Here is a 13,317-nt window from a genome sequence, read left to right on the forward strand (position 1 = left end):
GTGACCGATCAACCCGAGCACTCCGGAGGACTGTGGGACCAGGTGGTCTCCATCCTGACCTCCCCTACGGGGGCGCCGGAGCTAGGTATCGCCCCATTGCGCGCACCGCACAAGGCTCTCCTCCGATCAGTTACTCACACCGGTGATTTTCCGGGGTTTTTCCTGCTCAGCACCGAATCCAACATTGTGCAGGCTCTTGTAAAGGAAGAGCTCAAGGGCACGATCGAAACTGTCCTAGAGCACTTGACGGGTGAGCAGCTGGAAACCGTCATCACGGTTGCGGATCCGGCCGAGGCTGAAGGTGATGACAATCGTGGATCCGGGCAATCATCCTGGGGAACAAGCCCGCAGGCAGCACAGGGAGCTTCGCCCTCGCAGCCGACACAGCCGGCACAGTCCGCTCAGCCAACACCATCGGTCGGGCACCACGAGGTCACGCATCAGGCTTCGGCGCGCGATGCAAGGGACCTCGGCACAAGAGATCTGGAAGCACTGGATGTGCCGACTGCGCAGACTACAGCGGCCTCCCACACTCACCCCGCAACTGCGGCTGACCAGCACAATCAGCGTCAATTCGGCGCCGTCAACCACGGCACCCCGGATCAGATGAGCAAGCCCTTCGAGGAGCCCACGCTCAACCCGGCCTACACCTTCGAAACCTTTGTCATCGGCCCGCAGAACAAGTTCGCTGCAGCAGCTGCAATCGCGGTGGCCGAGGCCCCCGGTCGCACCTACAACCCGCTATTCATCTCCGGCGGCTCTGGCCTGGGCAAGACTCACCTCCTGCACGGCATCGGCCACTACGCGAAGAATCTGTACCCCAACCTGCGGGTTCGTTACGTTTCCTCCGAAGAATTTACTAACGACTTCATCAACTCGGTGCGCGACGACGCTCAGGAGTCATTCAAGCGCCGCTACCGCGACTTGGACATGCTCATCATCGATGACATCCAGTTCTTGGAGGGCAAGGAAGGCACCCAGGAGGAGTTCTTCCACACTTTTAACGCGCTCCACCAGTCGAATCACCAGATTGTGCTGTCCTCGGACCGCCCTCCGCGAGAGCTTAAAACCCTCGAAGATCGCCTGCGTACCCGATTCGAATGGGGTCTGAATCCGGACCTGCAATTCCCGGATTTGGAAACGCGAATCGCCATTCTGTCTAAGAAGGCTCAGCTGTCCGACCTAACCGTGTCGCACGACGTCCTCCAGTACATTGCCGAGAACACATCTTCGTCGATCCGCGAGCTCGAGGGGCGCCTGCTGCAGGTCAGCGCGCATGCTTCCATGATTCACGAGCCCGTGACCCTGAAGTTTGCTCAGGAAATCCTGGGCTCGGATGCCGTGGAAGTGCAGATTACGCCGGAGATTATTATCTCCACCACCGCCGAGTACTTCGATCTGACCGTCGCCGACTTGATTGGGCCAGGTAAGACCCGCCCTGTGGCGCACGCACGTCAGATTGCGATGTACCTGACTCGCTCTTTCACGGAATTGTCTCTGCCATCGATTGGCCGTGAGTTCGGCAACCGAGATCACAGCACCGTCTTGCACGCCGAACGCAAGATTGTGAAGGAAATCGCGGAGAAGAAGCCCTCAAAAGACCAGGTCAACGACCTAACTACGCGAATTCGCGACCGCGCCCGCGGTAATTCCTAAACAGCTGCAGCAGCCTCCCTCTTCCTTTTCGTCGAGGGAGGCTTAAAACTTGTGATTAACCCGCCAATTTCAGTGCACAGATCTGTGGATAAAAATCAGAATCTGTGGATAGAGTTCGTTTCTCCGAAACTATCCACAATCCGCGGAAGTTATCCACAATCCTTCCAACGGCTTGCGCACAGGAGAAAAAGCCTGTGGAGCAGCGACGATGGGTGAATTACACAATGTGCACAGCCCCTATTACTACTTCCAACCCTTAAGCTCTCAAGAAACTTTTGTTAAAAGGGGCCCTGCGTACAACCCCGAGCTAATCCATGAATCCTGTAATTCCAACTCCAGGTATCAGTTCCATTGCGCTCCTGTGCGGCCAGTCCGCTAGAGTTGTACGTTGAATTACTCGTAATTTCACGGTGGAGGAACGATGGAGCAGACCGAAGTCCGTATTCGCGCGGCAAAGGACGATCTCGCGGGTGCAGTGAGCTGGGTTGCTCGTAATCTGCCCTCTCGTCCGACTCAGCCGATTCTTCGAGGAATGGTTTTCCTCGCAGACGATGAGGGGCTTCAGCTCGCCGGATACGACTACGAGGTCTCAACTCAGATTCGCATTAGCGCTGAGGTTGATGAGCCAGGACGCTTTGCAGTTAACGGCAAGCTGGTCTCCGATATCGTCTCGAAGCTTCCGAATAAGCAGGTAGAGCTCCACTTCAATGGTACGAAGGTGATTGTGAAGTGTGGTTCTTCACGCTTCGAGCTGCCCAGCCTGACACTGGAGGACTACCCGCAGCTTCCGGTCGCCCCGGCCGACACCGGCACGATTGACGCCAGCCTGTTGGCCGAGGCCATCAGCCAGGTAGCCGTGGCTGCTGGCAAGGATGAGTCGCTTCCGATGCTGACCGGTATCCGTATGGAGACTGACGGCAACGAGGTAACTCTCGCAGCCACTGACCGTTTCCGCCTTGCGGTGCGCACTTTCGAGTGGAACCAGATTCCCGAGGGCGAAACTAAGCTACTCATCCCGGCGAAGACCTTCTCGGAGACCGCCCGCACCCTCGATACCAGTTCCAGCGAGCCCGTGACCTTGGCCTTTGGTGACGGCAGTGATGGCCGCGACATTGGCTCCGAGGGTATGCTCGCGATCCTCGCCGAACCCCGCCGCACCACCACGCGACTCCTCGATGCGGAATTCCCCAAATTCCGCCCGCTGCTTCCGAAGCAGCACACCTCCATGGCCGTCGCCCGCGTCGACCAGCTGCAGGACGCCATCCGCCGTGTTTCCCTGATGGCCGACCACGGCGCCCAGATTCGCATGGACTTCAGTGACGGACAGGTTGTCCTCTCTGCACACGGTGATGAGGTCGGCCACGCGGAAGAGGTCGTGGCCTGCGATTTCCACGGTGAACCGCTGCTCATCGCGTTCAATCCGCAGTACCTGCTGGAGGGACTCTCCGCAGTTCGTTCCCACCGCGTCCTCCTCGGCTTCACCCAGCCATCCCGTCCGGCAATCCTCATTCCGGAGCCGGAGTCTCTTCCGTCTGCCGACGAGGACGGCCAGTTCGCAACTCCGGAGACCGACTTCACCTATCTCCTGATGCCGGTCCGCTTGCCGGGCTAATGCATATTCGGTTTTTGTCCCTGCGTGATTTCCGCTCCTGGCCGGAGGTGGAAATCGACATCGAGCCCGGAATCACCGTGTTTACCGGGCAAAATGGCTACGGCAAGACCAATATCGTCGAGGCTGTCGGATACCTTTCGACGCTCAGCTCCCACCGCGTCTCCACCGACGCCCCGCTGGTGCGCTCGGGGTCCTCGTCCGCGCGGATCTCTGCGACGGCGGTCAACGATGGCCGCGAGCTGTCCGCTCACCTGCTGATCAATCCCCACCGCGCGAACCAGGCACAGATTAACCGGACTCGACTGAAATCCCCGCGCGAGCTTCTGGGCATCGTGAAGTCCGTGTTCTTCGCGCCGGAGGATCTCTCGCTGGTCAAGGGTGATCCCGCAGGTCGCCGCCGGTATGTGGATGACCTTCTCGCTTTACGACGCCCCGCTATGGCGGGCACGCGCATCCAGTACGACAAGATTCTGCGGCAGAAAAATGCCCTGCTGAAGTCGGCCGGTGCATCGCTGCGACGCGGCTATTCCTCGTCTGAGGGGCAGGCGGCGCTGGCGACCCTGGACACCTGGGATGCGCAGTTAGCGCAGGTAGGCGCTACTTTGATGGCGGCGAGGATGGAGCTCATCGAAGAACTGGCCGAACACGTCGCAGTGGCCTACCAAACGTTGGCACCTCACTCGCGTCCGGCGTCGATTTCCTATGCCCCGAAGCTGGATGCGTCAGGACCGGAGGGTCTGCCTGGAGACCCGGAGCTTTTGGAGGCGCTGCTTCTGACGAAAATGGCCTCGCGTCGCACAGCCGAAATTGAGAGGGGATCTTGCCTGGTCGGCCCTCACCGCGACGACCTGGAACTGGTTCTCGGCAATGATCCGGCCAAGGGTTTTGCCAGCCATGGCGAGACGTGGTCTTTTGCTCTCGCATTGAGGTTGGGCGCTTACTTCCTTTTAAAGTCCGAGGGCCCGGACCCCATCTTGGTGCTGGATGACGTTTTTGCCGAGCTCGATAGGCTCCGTCGTGAAGCGCTGATGGAGATTGCTCAGCAGGCGGAGCAGGTTCTAATCACTTCGGCGGTGGGAGAGGAGCTGCCGAGGGCGCTGGTCGAGGACTCCTCGGTCGCGTATCACACGGTGACCGTGGAACAGACTGAGCAGGGGCGAATTTCACTGCTGGATGCCAATCGGGCCGGTGCCGAGGCTGATTCGGACGTGGAACTATGAGCGACAAAGACCTGGTCAGTGACGTTTTCAACCGCATGCGTGAGGCTGCGAAAGAAGGAGGTCACAAGCTTCCCAACTTGCAGCGGCCACCGAAGAAGAACGGTGCATGGACTGGTCTCGAGGCACCTGCGCCGAATAAGGCTGCGGCGGAGATAGTTGGCGACGTCGAAAAGCAGAGGGAAAAGCAGGCGGAGGTTAGAGACCGCGCGGGCACGATGATTCCGCCGAGTCTGCTGCGTGAGAGTGGCATTCGGCTGTACCGGAAGTACGACCGTCGGCCCGCGCCGATTGGTGCGGTGCTGAACAAGGCGATTGTGGACCGTGGCTGGCAGATTCACATCGCGCACGGTGTGATTATGACCGAATGGGAACAGATGGTCGGCAAGGTCGTCGCGGAGCATTCGCAGGTCCGGGAGTTTAAGGACGGAACCCTGGTTGTCGAATGCAGGTCGACGGCGTGGGCAACGCAGCTGCGGCTGGCGCAGCGGCAGGTGCTCAAATCGATTGCGGACCGCGTCGGTGACGGAGTCGTGGAGGAGCTGAAGATTCTCGGCCCGAAGGCACCTAATTGGCGCAAAGGCCGCTTGCATATTGAGGGGCGAGGGCCGCGTGATACGTACGGTTAAAGCGACTATCGCCAAAAATTGCCTAATTTGGGCATTTTAGCGACCTGGCCCTCACCACAGTAGGGGACTACGTGGGGTAAGATGGTGGGGAATGTCGGCAGGCGACCAAACTCCCAACATTTCGGGGACGTGTCCGTCGGCCTGCTTTTCGTGCGCCGATTGTGGCGGGCGGAAGAAAGAAGAATAGGAGACGCGCCTACAGTGGCTGCTACCGAACATCATTATGACGCCTCATCGATCACGATTCTCGAGGGTCTGGAAGCTGTGCGTAAGCGACCGGGCATGTACATCGGTTCGACCGGTGAGCGCGGCCTGCACCACCTGGTGTGGGAGGTCGTAGATAACTCCGTCGACGAGGCCATGGCCGGTTACGCGACAAATGTCGAGGTCACCCTTCTGGAAGATGGCGGTGTCGAGGTCCGCGATGACGGCCGTGGCATTCCGGTGGAGATGCACCCGACGGGTATGCCGACCGTCCAGGTTGTCATGACTCAGTTGCACGCCGGCGGCAAGTTCGACTCCGAGTCCTACGCGGTCTCCGGTGGTCTGCACGGTGTCGGTATTTCGGTGGTCAACGCGCTGTCGACGAAGATGGAGACCGAGGTCATCCGCGACGGATACACCTGGTACCAGAACTTCGATCACGCGGTCCCAGCGGAGCTAATCAAGGGTAAGAAGACCCGCGGCTCGGGCACCACCCAGCGCTTCTGGGCTGACCCCGAGATTTTCGAAACTACCGAGTTCAAGTTCGACACCATTGCCCGTCGCCTGCGCGAGATGGCGTTTTTGAACAAGGGCCTGACCATCACGCTGGTGGACAAGCGTGTCTCCGAAGAGGAGCTCGAGGCCGAGGCTCTGGCTGAGGAAGCTGAGACCGAGGCTGCAGCGGTCGCGAAGGACGCGGACGAGGAGCAGCAGGAAAAAGCCGAAAAGACCTCTAAGCCGAAGGAAAAGCGCAAGGTCTTCCACTACCCGAATGGCCTGCGTGACTACGTCGAGACCCTGAACAAGTCGAAGACGATCATCCACCCGACCATCGTTTCCTTCGACGCGGCAGGCGAAGGCCACGAGGTCGAGATTGCGATGCAGTGGAACTCCGGCTTCTCCGAGTCGGTGCACACCTTCGCCAACACGATCAACACCATCGAGGGCGGTACCCATGAGGAGGGCTTCCGCTCCGCACTGACCTCGCTGATGAACCGCTACGCCCGCGAGCACAAGCTGCTCAAGGACAAGGAGAACAACCTCACCGGTGAGGACTGCCGTGAGGGCCTCGCCGCGGTAATCTCCGTCAAGGTTGCGGATCCGCAGTTCGAGGGTCAGACGAAGACCAAGCTGGGTAACACCGAGGTTCGCTCCTTTGTCCAGCGCATGGCCAACGAGCACATCGGCCACTGGCTGGAGGCCAATCCGGCCGAGGCCAAGGCGATTGTGAACAAGGCAATCTCCTCGGCGCATGCCCGCCAGGCGGCTCGCAAGGCCCGTGACCTGGTGCGTCGTAAGTCCGCGACGGATCTTGGCGGTCTTCCGGGCAAGCTGGCGGATTGTCGCTCGAAGGACCCGAAGCAGTCCGAGCTCTTCATTGTGGAGGGTGACTCCGCAGGTGGTTCCGCGAAGTCGGGCCGTAACTCGATGTTCCAGGCGATTCTGCCGCTGCGAGGCAAGATCCTGAACGTGGAGAAGGCGCGCCTGGACAAGACCCTGAAGAACGCCGAGGTCCAGGCGATTATTACCGCGCTAGGTACCGGTATCCACGACGAGTTCGATATCGAGAAGCTGCGCTACCACAAGATTGTCCTTATGGCCGACGCCGACGTCGACGGCCAGCACATTGCCACGCTGCTTCTGACCCTACTGTTCCGCCTGATGCGCCCGCTTATCGACGAAGGCCACGTCTACTTGGCTCAGCCGCCGCTGTACAAGCTGAAGTGGGGCAAGGGTGAGCCGGGATATGCATACTCCGACGCAGAGCGCGATCAGCTGGTGGAGGAAGGACTGGCTGCTAACCGCAAAATTAACAAGGATGACGGTATCCAGCGCTACAAGGGTTTGGGTGAGATGAACGCCTCCGAGCTGTGGGAAACCACCATGGATCCAACTCACCGCGTGCTGCGTCAGGTCACCCTGGAGGATGCTCAGAAGGCCGACGAGCTATTCACCATCCTGATGGGCGACGATGTCGCGTCGCGTCGCTCCTTTATCACCCGCAATGCCAAGGATGTCCGCTTCCTGGACGTCTAGCTGATCTGCTTCACGCATAGAAAATGGCCAAACCACTGATGTTGAGGTTTGGCCATTTTCGTGTTTAGGGCAAAAGCTAGTGCCCAAGTTCTTTAAATTCCCTGGCAGCTACCGGAAACCGGAACGTCATTGAACTTGGACAGGATGAAAGTCAATCCAAACGGGGCACCAGAGATTGCCTGGGCAAAATGGTTGTACCCTTTGATTTCAGGCAGGACGTCATCGCGATAGATAACTTCACCACCGAGGGAGCACCAGTTACGCGATAGGGTACGGGCCTGGCCGTATTCGACATTTAGGTCGTGCTTGCCTGAAACCACCATAGTTGGGACGCCGGGCTTCACAGATCCAATAAATTGTTCCTGCATTGCCTGGCGGCCAGTGGGTACATCGTCGAGAAGCTGATCCAGGGAACGCCCATCCTTCGTCCACGTGCTGGTGGTCTGGTGACCGTAGGCCGAGACAATCTCATTGGTGCACATGGTTGCAAGGTCATCGAGAGTCTCTTGTCCCTTTTCTGACAAATGCTTCTTCATGTCATCGGCCACGGCGGGGTAGCGGGCCACAAGGCCATTAATTGTAAACCCAATAGCCCCAACTAGATCGGAGCCGTCAATATTTGCTTGCACAGCATCCAGATCAGCCGGTGGTGCAGATGCGTAGGCAGCAGCACCGTCGAGATCCGGTGCGTAGGAACTTATCATCTCTGCCGCAGCAGCGGATGCCCCGCCACCTTGAGAGTGGCCATAAAATGCAACTTTACCTGGGGCTTCGCCTTTATCTCCAGCAAGGTTCAAAGCAGCGCGAGCACCGTCGAGCATGGCGTGACCCTGCTCCTTTCGGTTCATATACGTATGAATGCCCGGTGTGCCCATACCGACATAGTCAGTGACGAAAACGCGGACGCCCTCTGCGGCGAAAGCCCAATCATAGAGTCCCTCTAGAGCTACTAGGCGATTCGATGAAATGGGATCGGGCTGACCGTTAAGTGGCCAGTTGCGGCTTGGCGCGCATTTGTCACCTTGTCCAACAGTGCCGCGACCAATCACAACTGTGGGACGTGCGCCTTTGCCAGTCCACGGGACAGATGGCTCGACAAGGTACCCGCTGATTGCAGTTGGAGTGCCGTCGTGAAGCTTGGAAGAGTACAGGACTTTGGTTACGGAAGATGGTAGTGGATAGTCGATTCCCTTGGGCATCGGCGCGACTGGGGCAGATTGAGTTCGCAAGACGCTGCCGGGCTTGCCGATGGCGACAGTGGAGGTGTCGTAAAAGGGATCGTATTCGTCGTCCTGGGTACGTGGATCTGGCTGCTTCTTTTCTTCTCCATCGCCCGTTGGACTCTTCAGAGTCTCCGGATCGATGCTTAGGTCATTGAATTGGGGCAACTTGGTTTCTGCGCCACCGATACTGATTGATGGGTCAGAGTAACCAAGCGGAATACCAAATTCAGGCAGAATCGGTGCGGCTGTCGCCGGTGTTGCGGTGAATATGAGTGTTGATGTGGTGGCAGCAGCGATTGCGCCACGCAGGAGGCGTCGAGCCAACCTATGAATTATATCGTTTTGCATAGTTTAGTACTGTCAGTAAATGACTCCTTTGGTGCTGTTTTGGCAAATTTTGGGGCCAATGTGACAGCTCGTAACCAAACCGTTATTATTCTCGGCATGCGTGATAAGTTTGATATCCAAACTAAGCGAGGCGTGATGACTGATGGCCAGCCGTCTCGCGACCCGCTGTTGGTCCGTCAACAGCTTCCAGATGGCTCAATTACTCCGATGGCGCTACGTCGCCCTGATGGAACACCCCGTGGAATAGTCGTCCTGTGGCCGGGCTTTGGTATGGGTGCGAGGTACTATCGGCCGATGGCTCAGGAGCTGCAGCGTCGCGGTTTTTGCGTGCTCACATCAGAGTTGCGCGGTCAAGGAGCTCAAACTGCAGTGGCTTCACGACGACACGATTGGGGCTATCACGATCTTGCATCCATTGACTACCCGACTGCAGTGAATGTGGCTCGTCGGGAGTTTGAGTCCGAAGAAACGGGGCGGCTGCCCGTCTATATGATGTGTCACTCCATGGGAGGACAGATTGCATCGCTGTATCTGAGTCGACCTGAAGCAGACATCGACGGGCTTATCACCATTGGTTCTGGAACGCCGCACTATATTCGTTTTAAAGGGCGGGAGTACAAGCGTTTGCGTTGGGGTGCTCCATTGATGCAAGTCATTGCCCGTATTTTTGGATACTGGCCGGCTTCGAAATTGGATTTAGCGGGATACGGCCGTCAGGCTGGTACTCATGTGCGTGAGTGGGCAGGGTTTTCTCGAACTGGTCGTTTACAGGTGCATCATACGAACTTTCAGTACGAGCGAGAGATGCAACAAGTAACCACTCCCACATTGATGATTACGTGTGCTGCTGATCGTGATTGTCCGCCTGATTCGGCAATGGATCTGGCTTCGCGCCTACCGCGCGCTGCGAAGTTTACGTTCATTGACCAGCGACTAGGCCATAATCGATGGGCACGCGAACCGCAGGCAGTAGCGGACAGGTTTGAGCGGTTTATTGAAGAAATTCCCACTTGGTCGGTGTACGAGGACTAGCCATATTGCTCGACATCGGGCAGTATTCCTTGGCCAATTGTTTCTTCAAGAGTCATCTCTTCTCCCGAAAAATTAAGTACTAGCACCGCTAATAATCCAGCGAGTGCTAGATTTCCTGTATTTAAGGGGGCTAGCCGCAACGTTGCCTCTGCCGCTGTATGCGCCGCATGTTGTGGATTCCTGTGAAATACTTCTCCGCAAACAGGCTTCTGAATAGCTGCAACAAGCGCCGGAATTGCCCATGGACGATCTATGCGTAGGTTGTCTAGCTCGGTCAGCTCAGCGCGCAGTGCATTTATGGCGGCGAGGATGACACCCTCATGCAGATGTTTCACATGAAACATGCAGTCTCCTTTTTATGGTTCTCCAGGTAAACTCCCTGATCAAAGCAGTGATCGAAGTAGTGCGAGTTCATTGTCGGTAACTTGAGCAATGATTCGGCGGGCCTCGGTTGTGGTCAAGCTACGGCGCGCTTCGTTGGTGATTGCTCGTTTCACTGCCTCTTGTTTAGAGATTCCCTGACTGCCAGCAAGAAGGTTCAATGCAGCATCTTCTTCTGTGCTGAGCCTAAGTGTCATTGCCATAGATAACTTGCCTCGTGACCTGTCTTTCGGTTTTAGCGGTAAGCATCCTTGATGCTCGCCATAGTGATACCATAATGATACCGATATTGAGTTTATGGTGGGTTAAAACAGCGTGTAAAGGCCTGTAGTATTAAAGGGACTACTTTTTGAAGAAAAGGAATCCCTAAGTGAGCGACGACAATAACAACGATGGCTCGCTCTTCGGCGATGGAAATTCAAGCGACCAAGTTCGTCCGATAGACATCAATGAAGAGATGCAGTCGAGCTACATCGACTACGCCATGAGCGTCATCGTCGGCCGTGCACTGCCGGAGGTCCGAGACGGCCTCAAGCCGGTGCACCGCCGCATCCTGTACGCGATGTTCGACAACGGCTACCGCCCGGAGCGCGGCTACGTGAAGTCAGCGAAGCCGGTCTCGGACACCATGGGTAACTACCACCCCCACGGTGACGCCGCGATTTACGACACCATGGTCCGCATGGCACAGCCGTGGAACATGCGCTACCCGCTGGTCGACGGCCAGGGTAACTTCGGTTCCCGCGGTGACGACGGCCCCGCGGCAATGCGTTACACCGAGGCCCGCCTCACCCCGCTGGCCATGGAAATGGTGCGCGACATCCGCGAAAACACCGTCGACTTCCAGCCCAACTACGACGGCCGCACCACTGAGCCGGTCATCCTGCCCTCGCGCGTGCCGCAGCTGCTGATGAACGGCTCCGGCGGTATCGCCGTCGGTATGGCCACCAACATCCCGCCGCACAACCTGCGCGAGGTCGCAGATGCCATCAACTGGTGCCTGGACAACCCGGACGCGGACGAGAAGACCACCCTCGATGCGGTCATGGAGCGCATCAAGGGCCCGGATTTCCCGACCGCTGCGCAGATTGTCGGCGACAAGGGCATCAAGGAGGCCTACACCACCGGCCGTGGTTCCATCCGCATGCGCGGTGTGACGACGATCGAGCAGGAGGGCAACCGCCAGTCCATCGTCATCACGGAGCTGCCGTACCAGGTCAACCCGGACCGCATGATCGCCAATATCGCAGATCAGGTCAAGGATGGACGTCTGCAGGGCATCGCCTCCATCGATGATGAGACGGACCTGAAGTGGGGCATGCGTATCGTCGTCAAGCTCAAGCGAGACGCGGTGCCGCGCGTGGTGCTCAACAACCTGTACAAGCACTCGCAGCTGCAGACCAGCTTCGGCGCGAACATGCTCTCCATCGTCGACGGTGTGCCGCGCACCCTGCGCATTGACCAGATGGTCACGCTGTATGTGGCGCACCAGATTGAGGTCATTGTCAGGCGCACCCAGTTCCGCCTGGACGAGAAGGAAAAGCGCGCACACATCCTCCGCGGTCTGGTTAAGGCCCTGGACATGTTGGACGAGGTCATCGCCCTCATTCGCCGTTCTGCGACGGTTGATACCGCTCGCACCGGCCTAATGGAACTGCTCGATATCGACGAGATTCAGGCAGACGCCATCCTGGCGATGCAGCTGCGTCGCCTGGCAGCTCTCGAGCGTCAGAAGATCATCGACGAGTTGGCCGATATCGAGGAAGAGATCGCCGACCTGAAGGACATCCTGGCCTCCCCGGAGCGCCAGCGCGCCATTGTTAAGGCCGAGCTGGCCGAGGTCGTCGAAAAGTACGGCGACGAGCGCCGCACCCAGATCGTTGCCGCAGAAGGCGACGTGACAGAGGAAGACCTGATTGCCCGCGAGAACGTCGTTGTCACGATTACCTCCACCGGCTACGCCAAGCGCACGAAGGTCGATGCCTACAAGGCTCAGCGCCGCGGTGGCAAAGGCGTGCGCGGTGCAGATCTGAAGCAGGACGATATCGTTCGCCACTTCTTCGTCTGCTCCACCCACGACTGGATCTTGTTCTTCACCAACAAGGGTCGCGTCTACCGGCTCAAGGCCTACGAGCTGCCCGAGGCGACTCGCGCTGCCCGTGGTCAGCATGTGGCCAACCTGCTGGAGTTCCAGCCGGAGGAGCGCATCGCAGAGGTTCTTCAGATCCAGAGTTACCAGGACAGCCCGTATCTGGTCCTGGCCACCCACGAGGGCAAGGTCAAGAAGTCTCGCCTGGAGGACTACGAGTCCGCACGCTCCGCAGGCCTGATCGCCATCAACCTGCGCGAGGGGGACTCCCTGATTGGCGCTCGCCTGTGCTCGGCTGACGACGACCTGCTGTTGGTCTCCGAGCGCGGCCAGGCCATCCGCTTCAACGCCTCCGACGATGTGCTGCGGCCGATGGGCCGTGCCACCGCAGGTGTGACGGGTATGCGCTTCAAGGGCGACGACAAGCTGCTCAGCATGGTTGTTGTCGAAGAGGATCACAGCCTGCTCGTTGCTACCACCGGCGGTTACGGCAAGAAGACCAAGCTCGCCGAGTACGCGGCTCAGGGCCGTGGCGGTATGGGTGTCCTGACTCTGAAGTACGACCCGAAGCGCGGGCCGCTGATGGGCGCGCTGGTCGTGGACAACGACGACGAGATTTTCGCCGTCACCTCCGCCGGCGACATCATCCGTACCAACGTCAACGAGATCCGTGCGACCTCTCGCGCCACCAAGGGCGTGCGCCTGGTCAACCTCGCCGACGGCGTGGAACTGCTCGCTATCGACCGCAACGTCGAGGAAGAGGGCGAGGAGACCGCATCTAAGGTCTCCGAGACCGGAACCCTGGACGTCGTCCCGCAGCGAAACACTAACGTTGCAGGCGACAACGGTGATTCCGCCGGGTCGGCGTCGGACTCTGAGAAGGAGTAGC

General features: G+C 58.5%; 9 protein-coding genes. 7 read left to right on the forward strand and 2 right to left on the reverse strand.

The genetic code is table 11. The features are described 5' to 3' along the window. From dnaA to gyrB, 5 genes are all read left to right on the forward strand, one after another. Positions 1 to 1,656 carry a chromosomal replication initiator protein DnaA gene (dnaA, locus tag CLAC_RS00005; protein WP_053411170.1) on the forward strand — a complete coding sequence of 552 codons (1,656 nt, stop codon included), beginning with the start codon at positions 1 to 3 and terminating at the stop codon, positions 1,654 to 1,656. 421 nt (positions 1,657 to 2,077) lie between these two features. Continuing rightward, on the forward strand, positions 2,078 to 3,268 hold the full coding sequence (dnaN, locus tag CLAC_RS00010) for a DNA polymerase III subunit beta (protein WP_053411171.1): 1,191 nt from the start codon (positions 2,078 to 2,080) through the stop codon (positions 3,266 to 3,268). Beyond that, the gene (gene recF / locus CLAC_RS00015) at positions 3,268 to 4,488 is read left to right on the forward strand and encodes a DNA replication/repair protein RecF (protein WP_053411172.1); all 1,221 of its coding nucleotides are present in this window, start codon (positions 3,268 to 3,270) and stop codon (positions 4,486 to 4,488) included. The genes dnaN and recF overlap by 1 nt, the downstream gene beginning before the upstream one ends. After that, positions 4,485 to 5,114 carry a DciA family protein gene (locus CLAC_RS00020; RefSeq protein ID WP_053411173.1) on the forward strand — a complete coding sequence of 210 codons (630 nt, stop codon included), beginning with the start codon at positions 4,485 to 4,487 and terminating at the stop codon, positions 5,112 to 5,114. Before recF ends, CLAC_RS00020 begins: the two co-directional genes overlap by 4 nt. 201 nt (positions 5,115 to 5,315) lie before the next feature. Beyond that, the gene (gene gyrB / locus CLAC_RS00025) at positions 5,316 to 7,355 is read left to right on the forward strand and encodes a DNA topoisomerase (ATP-hydrolyzing) subunit B (protein ID WP_053411174.1); all 2,040 of its coding nucleotides are present in this window, start codon (positions 5,316 to 5,318) and stop codon (positions 7,353 to 7,355) included. Between the two features lie 92 nt (positions 7,356 to 7,447). On the opposite strand, the gene CLAC_RS00030 is transcribed toward gyrB, so the two are convergent. Then, positions 7,448 to 8,902, reverse strand: a complete 1,455-nt coding sequence (locus tag CLAC_RS00030) for a lipase family protein (RefSeq protein ID WP_245621898.1) — start codon at positions 8,900 to 8,902, stop codon at positions 7,448 to 7,450. A gap of 3 nt (positions 8,903 to 8,905) precedes the next feature. Between CLAC_RS00030 and CLAC_RS12145 the strand changes: the two genes are divergently transcribed. Continuing rightward, positions 8,906 to 9,958 carry an alpha/beta fold hydrolase gene (locus CLAC_RS12145; protein ID WP_245621899.1) on the forward strand — a complete coding sequence of 351 codons (1,053 nt, stop codon included), beginning with the start codon at positions 8,906 to 8,908 and terminating at the stop codon, positions 9,956 to 9,958. Here the strand turns inward: CLAC_RS12145 and CLAC_RS12150 are convergent. After that, positions 9,955 to 10,302 (reverse strand): hypothetical protein, encoded by a 348-nt coding sequence (locus CLAC_RS12150; RefSeq protein WP_082312910.1) that lies wholly within the window; start codon positions 10,300 to 10,302, stop codon positions 9,955 to 9,957. The two genes, CLAC_RS12145 and CLAC_RS12150, sit on opposite strands and share 4 nt — an antisense overlap. Positions 10,303 to 10,796: 494 nt before the next feature. Between CLAC_RS12150 and gyrA the strand changes: the two genes are divergently transcribed. Further along, positions 10,797 to 13,316: a DNA gyrase subunit A gene (gene gyrA, locus CLAC_RS00035; protein WP_245622049.1), complete on the forward strand. Its 2,520-nt coding sequence runs from the start codon at positions 10,797 to 10,799 to the stop codon at positions 13,314 to 13,316. Position 13,317 lies beyond the last annotated feature (1 nt).

This window comes from Corynebacterium lactis RW2-5, from assembly GCF_001274895.1.
Taxonomy (GTDB): Bacteria; Actinomycetota; Actinomycetes; order Mycobacteriales; family Mycobacteriaceae; genus Corynebacterium; species Corynebacterium lactis.

Coding starts and splice junctions, on each gene's coding strand:
- dnaN (WP_053411171.1), top strand. CDS start 2,078: ATGGAGCAGACCGAAGTCCGTATTCGCGCGGCAAAGGACGATCTCGCG.
- recF (WP_053411172.1), top strand. CDS start 3,268: ATGCATATTCGGTTTTTGTCCCTGCGTGATTTCCGCTCCTGGCCGGAG.
- CLAC_RS00020 (WP_053411173.1), top strand. CDS start 4,485: ATGAGCGACAAAGACCTGGTCAGTGACGTTTTCAACCGCATGCGTGAG.
- CLAC_RS12145 (WP_245621899.1), top strand. CDS start 8,906: ATGAATTATATCGTTTTGCATAGTTTAGTACTGTCAGTAAATGACTCC.
- CLAC_RS12150 (WP_082312910.1), bottom strand. CDS start 10,302: ATGTTTCATGTGAAACATCTGCATGAGGGTGTCATCCTCGCCGCCATA.
- gyrA (WP_245622049.1), top strand. CDS start 10,797: ATGCAGTCGAGCTACATCGACTACGCCATGAGCGTCATCGTCGGCCGT.